This is a genomic window from Vibrio sp. Vb0667 (assembly GCF_033391095.1).
Window position 1 is genome coordinate 19,640 of sequence record NZ_JAWPOL010000035.1, and the last position, 18,992, is coordinate 38,631.

The following is an 18,992-nucleotide window of genomic DNA, read 5'->3' on the forward strand; positions in this document are numbered from 1 at the left end:
TTTTTGGTTCAAAAGGTTGGTCATCATGGCCAACCTTTTTTGTATACATTTCACCAAAACCATCATCAATAGCTTCCCCCTATCACAACAATACTCATTACCCATTAGCATTAATGAGAATTATTATCGATAATAAACTCATCGAAACAAACACGATTGAGTAATTATCATGAAAAAGACACTAACTTTCGCAGCACTGCATTTTACTATCGCATTTAGTGTCGCTTACGTACTCACAGGCGACATTCTAATTGGTAGTTTAATTGCCATGATTGAGCCTTCAGTGAACACCGTAGCCTTCTACTTTCATGAAAAGGCATGGGCAAAAGTCCCAGCACTTAAAGCTCGTCAGTGGATGACCAAATTAAAAACCGCAAGCTTTGCGACCGTGCACTTCAGCGTCGCTTTTACCGTGGTTTACTTACTAACAGGTGATGCATTCGTCGGCGGCGTAATGGCGATGCTAGAGCCGAGTTTGAACACGGTGGCTTACTACTTCCACGAGAAAGTATGGATGCGTAAATCATCAGAAAAAGCTCCAGCACCGCAGTTTTGTTTACATCACCACGCTTAAACATGGAGGCTCACTACGTCTCCTAACGAGAAAAATGACATTTACCATTGACAAGGTTGCGCACCGCAATTAATTTAATTGCGGTGCGCAACTTTATTTTTAGAGGTAAGTGATAATGAACGCTCGTCAACTTCGACACTACTCCCGTCAAGCCGTCCGATTGCTTGGTATGCTTGATAAACAATGCGGCGATGTCGCTCTCACTCCAGTGCAAGCACACGCATTGGGTGAAATCCAATTGCAGCCATTGACCATCAATCAGCTGGCACAGCAGCTTAATGTCGACAAGTCCAACGCGAGCCGAACCGTTACTGGTTTGATTAAATTAGGTTTGGTCGAGAGCATCGAAAACCCAAAAGACAAACGTAGTCAACTCGTAGCGATTACAGAGCAAGGCCAACAGGCGTTATCACAACTGGACCAACAGCAAAACCACTTCTTTGAACAACTGCTTACCCAACTCGATGACAGCGAGCAAGAGCAACTCAAACTTGGTCTAGAGACTTACCTAAAAGGGCTAACAAAAGTGTGTCAGTCTGAGGAATACGTTCTTCGACCTCTTACTAAAGCAGACAACCCGCAAGTCGCAGATGTGATTCGTAAAGTCTCTGCAGAATACGGCTTAACCGCAGACAAAGGTTATGGTGTGGCCGATCCAACGCTTGATGATATGTATTCGGTTTACAATCAATGCGGGGCCGCCTATTGGGTCATTGAACATCGCGGAGAGATCATTGGTGGCGGTGGCTTTGCCCCTTTAGCGGGCGAGCCAAATGTGTGTGAACTACAAAAGATGTACTTCTTACCTCAAACACGAGGGCACGGTTTAGCCAAACGCATCGTCGCATTGAGCTTACAACTGGCGAAACAGTTTGGGTATCAGCAGTGCTATTTAGAAACGACAGAATGTCTAAGAGAAGCGGTAGGCTTGTATGAAAAGCTAGGCTTTGAGCATCTCGATGCCCCGCTAGGACAAACGGGGCATGATGCATGTGAAGTCGTGATGCTTAAAACGTTATAGCGCTTTATCCCCAAACTTAAAGTACAAGGTGGGTAACACAGAGCTCTTGGCTAAGTGCCACTTTAAATGCTTGGCGTTGCCCATCTAATTCCACCACGAGTTCGTAGAGATCTTTTGGATCGGGATCATTAAGATCGGCATACTTTGGTGCTTCGATCTGGAATAAAGCACTCGCATGATCCGCTCGGACATCGATAGGAATATGGTAAGTCATGCCATTAAACTTAACCGATGCCGATACTAAGCCCGGCGCAAAAGTTTGATAGTACAAGTCGACTTTAAACTCACAACCACCACCGTGGTGCCAAATCTGCTCGGTTGCTACACGGTCTAAACGCACATTGCGAATAAACTGCAGATACGGTTCTTGCCATACCCCTAAGCGCTCGTCACTCTTTTGGTATTCATGATCCGCAAGTGAGCACAACTCAGGTTTATCCTCATCCAACAGAAGATCTTCTTCTTCCTCAAGGAACAGGATCTCAAAACGGTTACGCCCCATCTGCATGAACGGACGAATGTCTTTCTTGTACACGCTTTGTGAGCCGTCACAGTCAAACAATGCTACCCCGTTCAAACGCACTTCTGCATGGTAATCCACACCACCCAACACCATTTCTACCGCAGGGAATGCCATCATGGATTCGTCCACTTCAATGTCGTGCATCAGGTGCCACTCTTGCTGACGAATCGCTTCTTCAGTCAGTTCAGCAGGCAATACCTGACTCAAAGGAGCAGGGAAAGTAATGTCATCCTGTGGGATAGAAAGGTCCGTCAGTGGAGAGACTTGCCATAAACCGGCGAGTGAGAGTTGCATATACACCTTGAGCTAGATCAATTTTCACGCATTATAGGGAGAAATCCCCTATAAACTCAATGTGAATTATTTATCGCCTCCACATTCGTCAGTTTTTCAAGGTATAAAAAAACCAGCGTTAAACGCTGGTTTTTCCAAAAGTAGTGAGCTTTGATTACTCGTCGTCTTCATCTTCTTCAGGGTAAAGCGCATCTTCGCCTTCGTAGTACGTACCCCAACCGTCATAGATGATGTCGTATTTTTCTGCCAAGTGAATCAATTTTTCAACTTGCGCATCAATCGCTTCTGCGTCTAGTGCGGACTCCATAGTCGCATCACAGCAAAGCAACTTGTTACCATCTTCATCTTCAGTTTCTTCTGCTTCAAGAACTTCAAAGCCCATCTTGAATGCTTCAACTACCGCTTTTTCTAGCGTGTCAAAATCTTCGGCAAACAGGTGGTGCTCAATTTCGTATAGCGAATCTGGATCGCTGCCATCTTCTAGCAATGCTGCAATGATATCGCGAGTCTCTTCCTTTTGAATCTCAATTAATTCTTCTACTGATAGATATTCATCTTCGTGAGACATGTTTTGGCTCCAGATTAGTTACTTGATGGAAACACAATACCCGATACTGAGTATGCTGATCCGGTGAAATATGGCATGGATTGCGATGAAAAGCCACAAACAAACATCATACCACTGCGATTCTTATCGGTTATTTGAATCTAAATATTAAACCGACCACACAAAGAAACAAAAAATTAACAAAGAATGGCATTTTTTAATATTCAGAACATCCTAATTGACACTTAATGTTGTTATTTTCTCTTTCTATGCGTGTTTATGATGCTTTCTTGAATACACTCACGTGTAAAACGAAGAAGCATAACGAATAAATTCACTTTAATAATGCATAATTTAGAATAAAAATGCACGTTTTATGCACTGTGCGTGTATTCTTTCTCAACGGGAAAATTAGAATAAAAACGCACGCACTCTAATTTTAGCAAAATAGCATTTATATCTAATAATAAATTTAATAAGAACAAAAATAAAAACAAAAAACTCACAAAGTCAAAAATATCAGAATATAAACAAAGCTTGATAACTTGCATCTTTCTAGGAAGCTTGTCATAACTAATGGCTGGAAAATTTGTAAGGATACAAAATGAGCAAGCTGTACGTTGGATCAGAAGTTGGTCAACTTCGACGAGTTCTATTAAATCGCCCTGAACGCGCCCTAACCCACTTAACTCCGTCAAACTGTCATGAGTTGCTATTTGATGACGTTCTTGCTGTAGAAGCGGCAGGTGAAGAGCACGATGCATTCGCACGTACGCTGCGCGAGCAAGACGTTGAAGTGCTTCTCCTCCACGATTTACTGGTCGAAACCCTCGCCGTTCCAGAAGCAAAACAATGGCTGCTGAACACTCAGATTTCTGACTTTCGTTACGGGCCAACCTTTGCGCGAGACCTACGCCAATACTTTTCAGAAATGGATGATGAACACCTTGCCTGCATCTTTTTAGGTGGCTTAGCTTACTCAGAGCTACCGATCTCCTCATCTTCTATGCTGCCAAAAATGAAGCGTCCTCTCGACTTTGTTATTGAGCCACTGCCTAATCACCTCTTTACTCGTGATACCTCATGCTGGGTTTATGGCGGCGTTTCTCTTAACCCGATGATGATGCCTGCACGCCAACGTGAAACAAACCACTTACGTGCGATTTATCGTTGGCACCCAATTTTTGCTGGCCAAGATTTTATCAAATACTTCGGTGACGATGATCTGCATTATGATAATGCGAATGTCGAAGGCGGTGATGTGTTGGTTATTGGTAAAGGTGCAGTTCTTATCGGTATGTCTGAGCGTACGACTGCACAAGGTGTAGAGAACCTTGCAGCAAGCCTATTTAAAGCAGGCCAAGCGACCGAAGTGATTGCAATTGATCTGCCTAAACACCGCTCATGTATGCATTTAGACACCGTGATGACCCATATGGATGTAGATACTTTCTCTGTCTACCCTGAGATCATGCGCAAAGATCTCGACACATGGCGCTTAACACCAAAAGGCAACGGTGAAATGCATGTTGAAGCCTCACATAACTATCTGCACGCGATTGAGTCCGCTCTTGGCTTAGATCAGCTGAAAATCATCACCACTGGTGGCGACAGCTATGAAGCGGAACGCGAACAATGGAATGACGCCAATAACGTTCTAACTGTAAAACCGGGCGTAGTAATTGGTTACGAACGTAACGTATACACCAACGAAAAATACGATAAAGCTGGCATCAAAGTACTGACAGTACCTGGTAACGAGCTTGGTCGTGGTCGCGGTGGCGCTCGCTGTATGAGCTGTCCAATAGAACGAGACGATATATAACTTACTCGTCCCTTTACATTAGGTGAATCAAAACTAAGGTTGATGTGAATACATCAACCTTTTTTAGCTTTAATTAAAAATAATTATTCACAATAAAAGCATTTATATGTTTTAATGAATTCTATTAATCTAATCACATGTACTAAGGGACGAGCTATGGCTTTCAATTTACGTAACCGCAACTTTTTGAAGCTATTGGACTTCTCAACCAAAGAAATCCAGTTTTTGCTCGAACTGTCTACAGAGCTGAAAAAAGCTAAATATGCAGGAACAGAGCAGAAGACACTTCAAGGTAAAAACATCGCACTAATCTTTGAGAAATCTTCGACTCGTACCCGATGTGCGTTTGAAGTCGCTGCCTTTGACCAAGGTGCTCAAGTCTCTTACATCGGCCCTTCTGGCTCGCAGATCGGTCATAAGGAATCGATGAAAGACACCGCTCGTGTTCTTGGTCGTATGTACGACGGGATTGAATACCGAGGCTTTGGCCAATCCATTGTTGAAGAGCTTGGTACTTATGCTGGTGTTCCAGTGTGGAATGGTTTAACGGATGAGTTCCACCCAACCCAGATCCTTGCTGACTTCCTGACCATGCAAGAGCACGGCCGTGGTAAACAGCTACATGAAATAACCTTCGCTTACCTAGGTGATGCACGCAACAACATGGGTAACTCACTTATGGTGGGCGCAGCGAAAATGGGCATGGATATTCGCCTTGTCGCGCCAAAAGCGTTCTGGCCTGAAGAAGAGCTCGTGGCAACTTGTCAAACTATCGCGCAACAAACCGGAGCAAAAATCACGTTAACAGAAAGCGTTGAGGAAGGTGTGAAAGGTTGTGACTTCCTATACACCGACGTTTGGGTGTCTATGGGTGAGTCTGCCGAGGCATGGGATGAACGTGTAGCATTAATGACACCTTATCAAATCAATATTGACGTGATTAAGCAAACGGGTAATCCACATGTGAAATTCATGCACTGCCTTCCAGCTTTCCACAATGATGAAACCACCGTCGGCAAAGAAGTCGCTGAAAAATACGGCATGAAAGGCCTTGAAGTAACAGAAGAGGTATTTGAATCAGAATACTCCATCGTATTCGACGAAGCTGAAAACCGTATGCACACCATCAAAGCCGTGATGGTTGCGACGCTAGGAAGCTAACCAGCGCGCAAAAACAGCCGCTAAAAACCATGATGTAATCGCTTGCGCTCACGAAAGTTAAGCGTATAATGCTCGGCAATTTGTCTGAGGATTAAGAAATGACCACGCTGATTGCTGACGTAAAAACGCGATTTGCTCTCGCTAAGCGACTACGCTTACGTGGTGTTATTTTCGTTAATTCTATTGAATTTTAAAACCTCCCCATTGGGGAGGTTTTTTTATGTCCAAAATTCCTTTCGGTTATTTGGATGTAGTCATCAATGTTATAGGGAAGAAGATCATGGCGAACTCGCTTTACCAGAAGCACATCATCTCTATTCCAGAGCTTTCACGCGAAGAACTGGAACTTATCGTAGAAACAGCAGGTAGCCTTAAAAAAGCACCTCGACCAGAACTGATTAAAAACAAAGTCGTTGCAAGTTGTTTCTTTGAACCATCAACACGTACACGTTTATCGTTTGAAACAGCGATTCAGCGCATTGGTGGTGACGTGATTGGCTTTGATAATGATGGTAATACCTCTCTGGCGAAAAAAGGCGAAACACTCGCAGATTCAGTACAAGTCATCTCTTCTTACGTCGATGCCTTTGTGATGCGTCATCCACAAGAAGGCGCCGCTCGCTTGGCATCTGAATTTTCAAATGGCGTGCCAGTGATCAACGCGGGCGACGGTGCAAACCAACACCCAACTCAAACGCTACTCGACCTATACACCATCGCGGAAACACAAGGGCGTCTAGACAACCTGAACGTCGCATTCGTAGGTGACCTAAAATATGGCCGCACAGTGCACTCACTGACTCAAGCCTTAGCAAAGTTTAACAACATCCGCTTCTTCTTTGTTGCACCAGATGCGCTGGCAATGCCAGATTACATCTGCGAAGAACTAGACGAAGCTGGCATTCAATATAGCCTACACACAGACATGGAAAGTGTGATTCCTGAACTGGATATTCTGTACATGACTCGCGTACAGAAAGAACGCTTTGACGAATCGGAATACGCACATATTAAGTCGGCTTACATCCTAACGGCGGCACTACTAGAAGGCGCGCGTGAGAACTTGAAAGTACTGCACCCACTACCACGTGTGGATGAAATCACAACTGATGTTGATAAAACGCCTCATGCTTACTTCTTCCAGCAAGCTCAAAATGGCGTGTATGCTCGCCAAGCACTGCTGGCGCTTGTTCTAAACGAAACACTGTAATCGAGGGGAAAAATCATGGCTAAAGAGACTCAATTGCAGGTAGAAGCAATCAAAAATGGTACGGTCATCGACCACATCCCTGCGCAAATCGGCATCAAAGTATTAAGACTGTTCGATATGCACAATTCATCACAACGCGTAACGATTGGACTGAACTTGCCATCATCAGCACTCGGTCATAAAGATCTACTCAAAATCGAAAATGTGTTTATCAATGAAGAGCAAGCGAGCAAGCTAGCGTTGTATGCTCCTCACGCGACCGTGAATCAAATCGAGAATTATGAAGTGGTGAAAAAGCTCGCGTTAGAGCTTCCTGAGCGTATCAATGATGTATTTGAATGCCCGAATTCAAACTGTATTTCTCATAATGAACCAGTAGAAAGCAGCTTTAGCGTGTTCGAGAAGAAACAAGAAATCCGCCTAAAGTGTAAATACTGCGAGAAAGTGTTCTCACGCGAGATCGTAACCGAGCGATAAACACGCCGCACGACTAGGCTGTGATACGTTTAAAATACCCTGCAATGTCAGGGTATTTTGCTCTTTACCTACCGAGGGTTTAGAGGCAAACTGAGAATCTTTATTCCCTACAACTGATGGAAAAAATCAAATGACGAAAGTACTTCACACTGAGTCTGCACCAGCAGCAATCGGTCCTTACGTTCAAGGCGTAGATCTAGGTAACATGGTTCTTACTTCAGGCCAAATCCCAGTAAACCCAGCGACAGGTGAAGTGTCTGCTGATATCGCAGAACAAGCTCGTCAGTCTCTAGAAAACGTAAAGGCTGTAGTTGAATCTTCAGGTCTTAAAGTATCTGATATTGTAAAGCTAACGGTTTTTGTTAAAGACCTAAATGACTTTGGCACAGTGAACGAAGTTTACGGCAAGTTCTTTGATGAGCACGGCGTAGCAAACTACCCTGCACGCTCTTGTGTAGAAGTGGCTCGCCTACCAAAAGATGTTGGCATCGAGATTGAAGCAATCGCTGTTCGCAAATAATTGCACTTGCTGACAAACATAAAAAAACGGGTAGCTCAGGCTACCCGCTTTTTATTGTCTTTTCGTGATGATATCGCAGTAAAACTTAAGCAGCGTTGCGCTGTTTGACTTCTTCATCTAACGATTCAAGCTTCTCTTTCATCTGTTCACGACAGGTATTCGCTAACTCGCGAATGCCCTCTTTACCATAGCCTTCAGTGCTGATTGGAGGTAGCATTTCAACAATCACATGACCATTGTTCCAACGGTTCAGCTTAATTTTATTCGTCGAGCTACATACGATAGGAATGATTGGCACACCTGCACCAATTGCCGCATGAAAAGCACCTGTTTTGAATGGAAGCAAACCACGCCCACGAGAACGCGTGCCTTCTGGGAACATCCACACCGAAACATCACTTTCTTTCATGCTGCTCACGACCTGATCGATAGTACCTTTTGCTTTAGAACGATTCGCTCGGTCAATCAGAATGTTACCCGTAAGCCAGTAAAGCTGACCAAACAGTGGCATCCAAGCCAAGCTCTTTTTACCTACTGTCACAACTTTCGGAGTCACAGCCGCAGAAACAGTAAACATGTCCCAGTTGTTCTGGTGGTTAGCAATGTAAACATGTTGGCCGCGTGAATACGCATCTTCAGGGATACGCAACTCTAACTTAATCCCAAACACACGAGACATCTTGGCAAACAAACGGCCAAAAGTGAAAACGTGCTTAGGGTTTCTAGGGCTTAATAGGCAGTAACCACAACCACCAATAAACATAACAATCGCAAAGATAGCGACAGCAAATACACGTAACAGTGCAATCATTCTTGTTCTCCAGGAACCGGCTTTTGCCAGATACAGCTATTAATATCTCTCTTTCCATAAAGGGAAAATATGGTCATGAGAGTGATATAAAAAAGCCGAAACTCAGGTTTCGGCTCTCTTGATATCCAAGTTACCTGCGGTGCAGTTTAACTTGCCTAGCTCACTCGCTCAATATTTGCGCCAAGTGCAGCCAGTTTATTTTCGATTTTGTCGTAACCACGGTCGATATGGTAAATACGATCAACGACGGTTTCGCCTTTAGCAATGCAACCTGCAATAACCAAACTAGCCGAAGCTCGTAGATCGGTTGCCATCACTTGCGCACCGCTGAGTGACTCAACATCACCACAGATAACCGTATTGCCTTCGATCTCAGCTTTAGCGCCCATACGCATGAGTTCTGGTACGTGCATAAAGCGGTTTTCAAAGATAGTCTCAGTGATTACGCCGCCACCTTTCGCCATCATGTTCAGTAGCGTAAATTGAGCTTGCATATCCGTCGGGAAACCAGGATGTGGCGCAGTACGTACACTTACCGCTTTTAGCTCGCGGTCGGTCATATCAACGGAGATCCAATCTTCACCCGTTTCGACAAGCGCGCCAGCTTCTTCCAGCTTGGCGAGAACCGCTTCAAGCAAATGAGCATTAGTGTTGCGACATACCACTTTACCGCCAGATACTGCTGCTGCGACAAGGAATGTTCCCGTCTCAATACGGTCAGCAACCACGTTGTGTTTACAACCGCCTAAGCGCTCAACACCTTCAATCGTAATGGTATCTGTGCCAGCGCCAGAGATTTTTGCGCCAAGCTTATTTAGGAAATCAGCGGTATCGACGATTTCAGGCTCACGCGCAGCGTTATCTAGTGTTGTTGTGCCTTCCGCCAGCGCTGCGGCACACATGATGGTGATCGTCGCGCCTACGCTGACTTTATCCATCACGATGTGCGCGCCTTTTAGACGACCATCCACTTCTGCTTTCACATAACCATCTTCTAATGTAATGGTTGCGCCAAGCTGCTCTAAACCAGAAATATGCAGATCCACAGGACGGGCACCGATGGCACAACCGCCTGGTAAAGAAACCTGACCTTGACCAAAGCGCGCCACCAAAGGACCTAAAGCCCAAATAGAAGCACGCATGGTTTTCACTAAATCATAAGGCGCGCAGTATTCTGTAATACTGCTTGGATCAACATGAACAGAGCCATTGCGGCTTACTTTCGCGCCTAAACGCTTAAGCAATTCCATAGTTGTGTCGATATCACGAAGGTGTGGTACGTTTGCCACTTCTACTGGCTCTTCCGCCAAGATAGACGCAAATAAAATCGGCAGTGCTGCGTTTTTTGCACCTGAAATGGTCACTTCACCAACTAGTGGTTTATCTGACCCAATAACTCGAAACTTTTCCATCAATAAACCTTAAAGCGACATCAATTTCTTATCACGAGCCCACTCTTCTGGTGTGAACGCTTTGATTGATAATGCGTGAATGTCGTTACGCTGGATGTATTCCATCAGAGGAGCATAAATTAGCTGCTGCTTCTTAACGCGGCTCATTCCATCGAAACAAGCATCAACAGCAACCACTTCATAGTGGCTACCTTCACCTTTCACATGCACTTCTTGAAGGTTTAGTGCTTCTTCTAATAACTGTTGTACTTTTGCGCTATCCACAATTTACCCCTGATAATTCTGTATGTGTTTGGCCACTAAAGATTCAACATTGCTCAGTTGAAACAAAGTGCGCAGTTGCGCCGGCACGAAACTGAGCATTATATGACAGTTTTGCTTTTTTGCATGCTCTAATAAGTGGATTAACATCACCATTCCTGCAGAGTCGACGCGCTCTATCTCTTTTAGCGAGCATTCCAGCTCCGATTGAGCAGGTTGCCATTGCTGTGCATACGCCCACAATGAAGGCACTGTATCTCTATCAAGTGCCCCTGTTAGCTTAAGAATGTTTTGATCCAATTGCCACTGAGCGGGAGTCTGGGCCATTATTTCTTCGCCTCGAAGCGGATCGGTTCTGCGGCCAATTTTTCTAGGTCTTTAGCAACAGATAGAATACCTTCTTGACGAATTTTACTGTTCCATTCGGATTGTTTACTAGAAAGCAAACTAATGCCCTCTGCAATCATATCGAATGCTTCCCACTCACCAGACTGGTTGTCTTTACGCAGTTTAAACTCAAGTTTGATGTTTGGACGCGGAGTATCGATGATATCAACTTTAATGCTTGTAATACGCTTAGAGTCATCAATGCTAGGCTCAGGACCAAACTCAATTTTTTGGTCAGAGTATTGCGTCAACACTTGTGCATAAGACGCAATCAGGTAAGCACGAAATGCATCGATAAACTCAAGTACATCTTCACGCTTAGCACCTTTTAAGTTTGGACCAAGAAGTTTTAACCCTGCATAGCGGTAGTTGACGTAAGGCATTAGCTCTTCTTCAACGATCACTTTAAGTAAATTTGGATCTTGTTTGATTTTCGGCTGTTCGGCTTTCAATCTTTCGAACGTGACTTCAGCTACCTGCTTCATCATCTTATAAGGTTCAGTTTTATCCACCTCTGCTGCTGTTGCTCCAAAGACGCTAAACACAGCACAAACTGAAAGTAGTAATCTCGCTAACATAGTTATTCCTTACTTGAGTCGTCTGAACCACCTACGCTGTATAGTACTTGACCAATTAAGTCTTCAAGCACAAGCGCCGATTTGGTGTCTTCGATGGTATCACCATCCACCAGCATGACTTCATCATCAAAAACGAAGCCAGGTACTAAACCAATGTATTGCTCACCAATCAGGCCAGATGTCAAAATTTGTACGCTCGACGTTTCTGGGAACTGATTGTATTTGCTATTGATAGATAGTGTTACAACTGGCAATAAGTTGTCTGGGTTAAGCGAAATACTACTTACTCGACCAATCACAACGCCCCCCACTTTTACGGGAGAACGAACTTTTAAACTGCCAATATTATCGAACTCGGCTTTGAGGGTATAAGTATCACCAGAGCCAATGCTTTTTACGTCAGCAACTTGAAAAATCATCACAAGAATCGCGCAAATTCCCGCTAATACAAAGCTGCCAACCCATAATTCAGTTTTACGTGTTTGTTGCATGATTAATTCCCAAACATCAATGCGGTCAGTACAAAGTCTAATCCTAGTACTGCTAAAGAAGAATGCACAACAGTGCGCGTAGTTGCTCGGCTGATCCCTTCCGATGTTGGAATAGCATCATAACCGTTAAATAGAGCGACCCAAGTAACCGTAATTGCAAACGCAAAACATTTGATCATACTGTTACCAATGTCTTGCCCTAGCTCAACAGAGGACTGCATCGCTGACCAAAAACTGCCGTGATCAACGCCTTTCCAGTCAACACCAACAAGCTGAGCGCCCCAAATTCCCACAGCCATGAAAATCATAGCCAGTAAAGGCATTGAGATAACCCCAGCCCAAAACCGTGGTGCAATCACTCGTTTCAATGGGTCTACCGCCATCATTTCAAGGCTAGACAGTTGTTCCGTTGCTTTCATTAGACCTATCTCTGCGGTTAACGCAGAACCGGCACGACCAGCAAACAAAAGTGCAGTAACAACGGGTCCTAATTCACGGAGTAACGAAAGCGCTACCATTTGCCCCAAACTGCCTTCTGCGCCGTAATCCACCAACACAACATAGCCTTGTAGACTCAAAACCATTCCAATGAACAGACCAGATACGACGATGATCGCTAGCGACTGAACACCAACAGAATAAAGTTGCTTAACAAGCAGAGGAAAGCTTCTGATCGGTTGTGGCTTAGAAAATAGCGCCCCAATCAACATGAAAGTCGCACGACCAAATGCTCCGCAAATAGAAAGCGTGCGTCGACCCAGCGAGGCGACAAAGTGAATGAAGTTATCGACCATCAAATAAGTCCTTTTCGATACTTTGAGAAGGGAAACGAAACGGTACAGGACCGTCGGCATCACCTTGTAAGAACTGCTGGACACGAGGATCAGAGTTTTGAGTCAGCTCTTCTGGCGTACCATAGGCGATGATTTTTCCATCGGCCATCAGGTATACCCAGTCAGCAATACTCATGACTTCAGGTACGTCGTGAGAAACCACAATAGAGGTCAAACCTAACGCTTGGTTTAGATTGCTAATTAGCTCAACCAAAACGCCCATAGTGATTGGGTCTTGCCCCACAAACGGCTCATCGTACATGATCAGGTCAGGGTCAAGTGCGATTGCACGAGCCAAAGCAGCGCGTCTTGCCATACCACCTGAAAGCTCACTCGGCATTAATTGCGCCGCGCCGCGTAGACCGACAGCTTCGAGCTTGAGTAACACCATGGTGCGAATCAAATCTTCCGATAAATCGGTATGCTCTCTCAATGGAAAGGCGACATTATCAAAAACATTCAAATCAGTGAATAAAGCCCCTGACTGGAACAACATGCTCATTTTCTTTCGAGCATGGTAGAGTTTTTTACGCGAGAGAGAGGGAATATTGTCTCCATCAAACCAGATCTCTCCTTGCTCGGGATACAACTGACCACCAATCAAACGCAGCAGTGTTGTTTTACCAATTCCCGATGGTCCCATAATGGCCGTCACTTTGCCCTCAGGAACATGCAGATCAATATCATCAAAGATCATGCGTTCTCCCCGTGAAAAAGTGAGGTTGTTCACGGTGACTAAATCGTTGTTCGACATATCATCTCTTCTACTGTAGGAGCGTTGCAACTCACGGAATCATCAAGCAGATACTCATCGGAGTTGAATTCTACGTTTAATAAAGTAACGTCGGTACATTTATTAGGCTGCAATCATAAGCACATTGGCGTTGAATTTAAAGCACTGTTCAATTAAATAAAGTCGAGTATATCCCTGCAATTTCTCATGGTTTATGACCTAATTAGCACGAAGTGTTTAAATCCTAGACCAGAATTGCTCATTTAAATGAGTGAGATTTACATACATTTTCGTTACTAACCTTTAATTTATTCTTCGTTTATCTTCCATTTTAGGCCGCAAAAGGTCAAAATTAGCGGTTATTCATTTTACTTATTTAATACTTAGGAATTCTCATGCTCGAAGCCGTTGCGTTGCTTATAGTCGGTCTTGTTTTGCTTGTTTGGAGTGCAGATAAACTTGTTTTTGGCTCTGCAGCGATAGCCCGCAACGTCGGTATTTCCCCGCTTGTCATCGGCATGACAATCCTTGCGATGGGCTCATCCGCCCCTGAGATGATGGTATCTGCAACCGCCGCTTGGGATGGCAAAACAGATACAGCGGTGGGTAACGTATTAGGCTCAAACATAGCGAACATTGCGTTAATCCTAGGTATTACAGCGCTGATCAAGCCTTTGTCGATTAGCTCCGCCGTCATCCGCCGAGAACTTCCACTCATGATAGCCGTAACCGTACTCGCTGGTATTCTGCTTTGGAATAGCCATCTCGGTTTTTATGAGGGTGTCTTATTGTTTGTACTCTTTGGGGCATTTTTATTTGCTATGTTGCAAATCAGCCGCAAAGAGCAAAAATCAGGTGATGTTTTTCTTGATGACCAAGAGTCAGAGATCCCAGAAGGCGTCAGTAACCCTAAAGCAATCATGTGGGTGGTTATTGGCTTGATACTGCTTCCTTTGGCAGCCAGCATGCTGGTTGATAACGCGGTAATTATTGCTAAACACTTTGGTATGAGCGACCTTGTTATCGGTCTAACTATTATCGCCATTGGCACTAGCCTGCCTGAACTGGCCGCATCACTTGCGGGAGTTTTAAAGGGTGAAGACGACATGGCTGTCGGTAACATTATCGGTTCGAATGTGTTTAACATTCTGGCGGTAATGGGGATTCCTGGCATCATTAATCCATCGGTGCTCAGTGAGTACGCGATGGGACGTGACTTCTGGGTCATGTTAGGCGTTTCATTGTTACTTGTCGCGATGTGTTTGGGTAAATCACGCAGTATTAACCGTATTGAAGGTGCCATCTTGTTTGTGTGCTTCTTAGGTTACCAAGTGTACTTATTCGCAAACATGACCGCTTAATTACCACGATCAATAAGTAGAGATCTGATATGTCCAATCAATTTGATTTTCGCGCTGCTGCTAAACAAGTTCTTGATATCGAAGTTGCTGCTCTGCAAGAGCTAGATACCTACTTTGATGATCAATTTGAAAAAGCGTGTGAACTTATCCTTTCCAACAACGGCAAAGTTGTCGTTATGGGTATTGGCAAGTCAGGCCATATTGGTAACAAGATTGCCGCCACTCTGGCAAGCACTGGGACTTCGGCGTTTTTCGTTCATCCAGGCGAAGCCGCACATGGTGACTTGGGTATGATCAGCCCTGGTGACATCGTGCTGGCAATTTCTAACTCTGGTGAATCAAACGAAATTCTGTCTCTATTTCCAGTATTAAAGCGCCTAAATATTAAGATCATCAGCATGACAGGTAAGCCAGAATCAAATATGGCCAAGCTGTCTGACTTACACCTGCAAATTACGGTACCTCAAGAAGCTTGTCCGTTAGGCCTGGCGCCAACTAGCAGTACGACTGCCACATTAGTGATGGGAGATGCATTAGCCGTAGCTCTGCTTCAAGCTCGTGGTTTTTCTGCCGAAGATTTTGCCCTATCTCACCCAGGTGGTGCACTGGGGAGAAAACTGCTACTTAAGTTGTCTGATATTATGCACTTTGGAGAAGCGTTACCTAAAGTTTCTCCTGACGCATTAATTCGCGATGCCCTGCTTGAAATTTCAGAAAAGGGGTTAGGCATGACAGCCATCGTCGATGAGCACGATGCTATGCTTGGTATATTCACCGATGGTGATTTACGTCGTACCTTAGACAAGCGTATCGATATTCATACGACGGCAATTGGCGAGGTCATGACGACAAACCCAACCACAGCACACCCTGATATGCTGGCGGTTGAAGGTTTGAACTTGATGCAGAATAAAAACATTAACGCTCTGATTTTATGTAAAGACGAAAAAATTGTGGGTGCACTGAACATGCACGATTTACTAAAAGCTGGCGTGATGTAATATCAGCACAAACATTTAAATCATTTATTAGACGAATAAAGGCAATGGTCAGGGAAGTACTGAGCTAAACGATAGGCCTTCATTATATGAGTTTTACTCGCCTTATTTATTTGCTCTTGATCTTCGTTGTAGCGTGGTGCGGTTATTACCTACTAACCCCTAAAGGCAACGACGCAATTCAAGTAGCACCAGATTCTGAACTGCCCATGTTCAGTGGTTCTGGATTAGAAAACATCACCTACGGTGAAGATGGTGTCCGCAGTTACATCATTCGCTCCACTAACTTAGACCATTATGCTAAGAGTGGAGATACTATTTTTAATAACCCGACTTTGATGGTTTACCGTGAAGGTAGCGTCATTGAATGGAAGGTGACTGCCACAAGAGCAGTGTTAGATGAAGACCAAGTTTTGACTTTATATGACAAAGTCTTAATGCAAAATCTTCTGCCTGGTGCGAGTTTTGATACCATGGCAACAGACAAACTGGTCATTAATCTAACCAATCGTGATTTTAAAGCTGACCAACAAGTGATGTTGGTTGGACCACAATTTGAAACTACTGGAGGCGCAATGCAAGGCAACTTAAAACAGCATACTGCGACTCTGACAGATGAAGTTCAAGGTCGATATGAAACCGTTACACCTTAGCCTACTGGCACTGGTATTGGCGGCGCCTCAAGCGCTGGCACTCAAGTCGGATACTCAACAGCCGGTTTACATAAACTCTGACACCCAACAGGTTGATATGAAGAGTAACCAGGTTGTTTTTGAAGGCGATGTATCTCTTAAGCAAGGGAGCATCAATATCGATGCTGATAGAATCGTGGTAACTCGCGATCCTAAAACCGAAGCAATTAAACAGATTCAAGCATTTGGTAAACCTGCGAAGTTTTCTCAGCTGATGGACGATGGTAAAACACTTAGTGGTCAAGCTACGGAGTTGGATTACCGTATTTCTACAGACGAACTGACCATGAAAGGTCAAGCGCAGCTGGCACAAGACAACAACACCATCAAAGGTTCTTCGATTCGTTACCAAATTGGTAAACAAAAGCTAGTCGCAGATAGCTCTAAGGAAGAGCGCGTTACGACCATTTTGCAACCCAATCAGATAGAGAACTAATATGGCAGTACTGAGTGCGAAAAACTTGGCGAAAAGCTACAAAAAACGCAAAGTCGTCACTGATGTTAGCTTAGAAGTTGAATCTGGTCAGATTGTTGGGCTACTCGGTCCAAACGGTGCGGGTAAAACCACCTCGTTTTACATGATTGTCGGCTTAGTACCTCGTGATGAGGGCACCATTACCATTGACGACAATGACATCAGTATTTTACCGATGCATAGCCGTTCACGCCTTGGCATTGGCTATCTTCCGCAAGAAGCGTCGATTTTCCGTAAGCTTTCAGTAGAAGATAACATCATGGCCGTACTTGAAACTCGTCAAGAAATGACGAGGGAAGAGCGCCAAGATAAACTGGAAGATTTGTTGGAAGAATTCCACATCCAGCACATCAGAACCAGTGCTGGTATGGCACTATCAGGGGGTGAGCGACGCAGGGTGGAAATCGCTCGAGCTTTAGCGGCCAACCCTCAGTTCATTTTATTGGATGAACCTTTCGCTGGTGTTGACCCAATTTCGGTTAATGACATCAAGAAAATCATTGAGCATCTGCGCGATCGTGGTCTCGGAGTGTTAATCACTGACCATAATGTACGTGAAACACTGGACGTATGTGAAAAAGCCTATATCGTGAGCCAAGGGCACCTAATTGCATCGGGAACTCCGGCAGAAGTTCTCAATAATGAACAGGTGAAACAAGTTTATCTCGGCGAACAATTCCGTCTATGATTATATTAGGAACGGTAAGATTCTGAGCATTACAAGGTAAGTAACACTGAATGAAACCTTCATTACAACTCAAGCTAGGTCAGCAGTTAGCCATGACGCCACAGTTGCAGCAAGCGATTCGCTTATTGCAATTGTCGACACTCGATCTTCAACAAGAAATCCAAGAAGCGTTGGACTCAAACCCATTATTGGAAGTTGAAGAAGGCCAAGACGAGCCTCTAGCAAACGGTGAAGATAAGTCAGCGGTCGAGGCTGCTGATAGCAACAGTGCTAGCGAACCAACAGAAATTGACGTTCCAGATAGCTCCGATGTGATAGAGAAATCAGAAATTAGCTCTGAACTTGAAATCGACACGACTTGGGATGACGTCTACAGCGCGAATACTGGTAGCACCGGCTTAGCTCTTGATGATGATATGCCCGTCTACCAGGGCGAAACCACTGAATCATTGCATGATTACCTCATGTGGCAGCTTGACCTAACACCATTCAGTGAAACCGACCGCACGATTGCATTAGCGATTATTGACGCTGTTGACGACTACGGCTATTTAACTTTGTCGCCTGAAGAGATTCATGAGAGCTTCGATAATGAAGAGATAGAGTTAGACGAAGTAGAAGCCGTTCGTAAACGCATTCAACAATTCGATCCTCTTGGCGTAGCATCGCGTAACTTACAAGAATGTTTGTTACTGCAATTGACGACCTTCCCAGAAGACACGCCGTGGCTTGCTGAAGCCAAAATGATACTTGCGGATCACATTGATCACCTAGGCAACCGAGACTACAAGCTCGTCATCAAAGAGACTAAGCTGAAAGAAGCCGATCTTCGTGAAGTCTTAAAGCTTATCCAACAGTTAGATCCTCGTCCAGGTAGTCGCATCACTCCTGATGATACCGAGTACGTAATCCCAGACGTATCCGTTTTTAAAGACAATGGCAAATGGACCGTTTCTATAAACCCGGATAGCGTGCCAAAATTAAAAGTAAATCAACAATATGCTCAATTAGGCAAAGGTAATAGCGCGGATAGCCAGTACATCCGCAGCAATTTGCAAGAGGCAAAATGGTTAATTAAGAGCTTAGAGAGTAGAAACGAGACGCTACTCAAAGTTGCAAG

24 protein-coding genes are annotated in these 18,992 nt (G+C 44.4%); 14 read left to right on the top strand and 10 right to left on the bottom strand.

What is annotated here, in order from left to right; all coding sequences use genetic code 11:
- Positions 1–169 precede the first annotated feature (169 nt).
- Together R8269_RS20680 and R8269_RS20685 are read left to right on the top strand one after the other, a co-directional pair.
- The gene (locus R8269_RS20680) at positions 170–574 is read left to right on the top strand and encodes a DUF2061 domain-containing protein (RefSeq protein ID WP_005381078.1); all 405 of its coding nucleotides are present in this window, start codon (positions 170–172) and stop codon (positions 572–574) included.
- A gap of 115 nt (positions 575–689) precedes the next feature.
- Positions 690–1,595 carry a bifunctional helix-turn-helix transcriptional regulator/GNAT family N-acetyltransferase gene (locus R8269_RS20685; protein WP_080996155.1) on the top strand — a complete coding sequence of 302 codons (906 nt, stop codon included), beginning with the start codon at positions 690–692 and terminating at the stop codon, positions 1,593–1,595.
- 16 nt (positions 1,596–1,611) lie between these two features.
- Here the strand turns inward: R8269_RS20685 and R8269_RS20690 are convergent, their stop codons facing one another.
- Entirely contained in the window at positions 1,612–2,412 is an 801-nt protein-coding gene (locus R8269_RS20690) for a glycosyl hydrolase 2 galactose-binding domain-containing protein (RefSeq protein ID WP_050941213.1), read from the bottom strand.
- A 154-nt stretch (positions 2,413–2,566) separates the two neighbouring features.
- Positions 2,567–2,980: a ribonuclease E inhibitor RraB gene (gene rraB, locus R8269_RS20695; RefSeq protein ID WP_005381081.1), complete on the bottom strand. Its 414-nt coding sequence runs from the start codon at positions 2,978–2,980 to the stop codon at positions 2,567–2,569.
- A 583-nt stretch (positions 2,981–3,563) separates the two neighbouring features.
- On the opposite strand from rraB, the gene arcA reads away from it, so the two are divergent.
- From arcA to R8269_RS20725, 6 genes are all read left to right on the top strand, one after another.
- Complete coding sequence (arcA, locus tag R8269_RS20700) at positions 3,564–4,784, top strand: arginine deiminase (RefSeq protein WP_005381082.1); 1,221 nt, start codon at positions 3,564–3,566, stop codon at positions 4,782–4,784.
- 156 nt (positions 4,785–4,940) lie between these two features.
- Entirely contained in the window at positions 4,941–5,945 is a 1,005-nt protein-coding gene (locus tag R8269_RS20705) for an ornithine carbamoyltransferase (RefSeq protein WP_005381083.1), read from the top strand.
- A 98-nt stretch (positions 5,946–6,043) separates the two neighbouring features.
- Complete coding sequence (locus tag R8269_RS20710; protein ID WP_005381084.1) at positions 6,044–6,139, top strand: hypothetical protein; 96 nt, start codon at positions 6,044–6,046, stop codon at positions 6,137–6,139.
- Between the two features lie 86 nt (positions 6,140–6,225).
- Positions 6,226–7,155: an aspartate carbamoyltransferase gene (pyrB, locus tag R8269_RS20715; protein WP_005381085.1), complete on the top strand. Its 930-nt coding sequence runs from the start codon at positions 6,226–6,228 to the stop codon at positions 7,153–7,155.
- 15 nt (positions 7,156–7,170) lie between these two features.
- A complete protein-coding gene (gene pyrI, locus R8269_RS20720) occupies positions 7,171–7,632 on the top strand; it encodes an aspartate carbamoyltransferase regulatory subunit (protein ID WP_005381086.1) in 462 nt (153 codons plus the stop codon).
- Between the two features lie 130 nt (positions 7,633–7,762).
- The gene (locus tag R8269_RS20725) at positions 7,763–8,152 is read left to right on the top strand and encodes a RidA family protein (RefSeq protein WP_005381087.1); all 390 of its coding nucleotides are present in this window, start codon (positions 7,763–7,765) and stop codon (positions 8,150–8,152) included.
- A gap of 85 nt (positions 8,153–8,237) precedes the next feature.
- Here the strand turns inward: R8269_RS20725 and R8269_RS20730 are convergent, their stop codons facing one another.
- From R8269_RS20730 to mlaF, 8 genes are all read right to left on the bottom strand, one after another.
- Positions 8,238–8,963, bottom strand: a complete 726-nt coding sequence (locus R8269_RS20730; protein WP_171343292.1) for a 1-acylglycerol-3-phosphate O-acyltransferase — start codon at positions 8,961–8,963, stop codon at positions 8,238–8,240.
- Positions 8,964–9,118: 155 nt separating this feature from the next.
- A complete protein-coding gene (gene murA / locus R8269_RS20735) occupies positions 9,119–10,375 on the bottom strand; it encodes a UDP-N-acetylglucosamine 1-carboxyvinyltransferase (protein ID WP_005388419.1) in 1,257 nt (418 codons plus the stop codon).
- Positions 10,376–10,384: 9 nt separating this feature from the next.
- Positions 10,385–10,639 carry a BolA family iron metabolism protein IbaG gene (gene ibaG / locus R8269_RS20740; RefSeq protein ID WP_005381092.1) on the bottom strand — a complete coding sequence of 85 codons (255 nt, stop codon included), beginning with the start codon at positions 10,637–10,639 and terminating at the stop codon, positions 10,385–10,387.
- 3 nt (positions 10,640–10,642) lie between these two features.
- Positions 10,643–10,963: a lipid asymmetry maintenance protein MlaB gene (locus R8269_RS20745; RefSeq protein WP_005381093.1), complete on the bottom strand. Its 321-nt coding sequence runs from the start codon at positions 10,961–10,963 to the stop codon at positions 10,643–10,645.
- Positions 10,963–11,601, bottom strand: coding sequence for a phospholipid-binding protein MlaC (mlaC, locus tag R8269_RS20750; RefSeq protein WP_005381098.1), 639 nt, complete (start codon positions 11,599–11,601; stop codon positions 10,963–10,965). Before mlaC ends, R8269_RS20745 begins: the two co-directional genes overlap by 1 nt.
- Before the next feature lie 2 nt (positions 11,602–11,603).
- Positions 11,604–12,092 carry an outer membrane lipid asymmetry maintenance protein MlaD gene (gene mlaD / locus R8269_RS20755; RefSeq protein WP_005381099.1) on the bottom strand — a complete coding sequence of 163 codons (489 nt, stop codon included), beginning with the start codon at positions 12,090–12,092 and terminating at the stop codon, positions 11,604–11,606.
- Positions 12,093–12,094: 2 nt separating this feature from the next.
- Complete coding sequence (gene mlaE / locus R8269_RS20760) at positions 12,095–12,886, bottom strand: lipid asymmetry maintenance ABC transporter permease subunit MlaE (protein ID WP_005381100.1); 792 nt, start codon at positions 12,884–12,886, stop codon at positions 12,095–12,097.
- Complete coding sequence (gene mlaF / locus R8269_RS20765) at positions 12,876–13,679, bottom strand: phospholipid ABC transporter ATP-binding protein MlaF (RefSeq protein ID WP_005388422.1); 804 nt, start codon at positions 13,677–13,679, stop codon at positions 12,876–12,878. The genes mlaE and mlaF overlap by 11 nt, the downstream gene beginning before the upstream one ends.
- A gap of 374 nt (positions 13,680–14,053) precedes the next feature.
- Here mlaF and R8269_RS20770 point away from each other — a divergent pair, with 374 nt between their 5' ends.
- The 6 genes from R8269_RS20770 to rpoN all read left to right on the top strand — a co-directional run.
- Positions 14,054–15,019: a calcium/sodium antiporter gene (locus R8269_RS20770; protein ID WP_005381102.1), complete on the top strand. Its 966-nt coding sequence runs from the start codon at positions 14,054–14,056 to the stop codon at positions 15,017–15,019.
- Positions 15,020–15,048: 29 nt separating this feature from the next.
- Positions 15,049–16,020, top strand: coding sequence for an arabinose-5-phosphate isomerase KdsD (kdsD, locus tag R8269_RS20775; protein WP_005381104.1), 972 nt, complete (start codon positions 15,049–15,051; stop codon positions 16,018–16,020).
- An 86-nt stretch (positions 16,021–16,106) separates the two neighbouring features.
- A complete protein-coding gene (gene lptC / locus R8269_RS20780) occupies positions 16,107–16,670 on the top strand; it encodes an LPS export ABC transporter periplasmic protein LptC (RefSeq protein WP_005381106.1) in 564 nt (187 codons plus the stop codon).
- The gene (gene lptA / locus R8269_RS20785; RefSeq protein ID WP_005381109.1) at positions 16,651–17,145 is read left to right on the top strand and encodes a lipopolysaccharide transport periplasmic protein LptA; all 495 of its coding nucleotides are present in this window, start codon (positions 16,651–16,653) and stop codon (positions 17,143–17,145) included. Before lptC ends, lptA begins: the two co-directional genes overlap by 20 nt.
- Position 17,146: 1 nt before the next feature.
- Complete coding sequence (lptB, locus tag R8269_RS20790; protein WP_005381111.1) at positions 17,147–17,872, top strand: LPS export ABC transporter ATP-binding protein; 726 nt, start codon at positions 17,147–17,149, stop codon at positions 17,870–17,872.
- 50 nt (positions 17,873–17,922) lie between these two features.
- Positions 17,923–18,992: RNA polymerase factor sigma-54 (gene rpoN, locus R8269_RS20795; RefSeq protein ID WP_318222652.1), on the top strand; the 1,070-nt coding region annotated here is incomplete at its 3' end.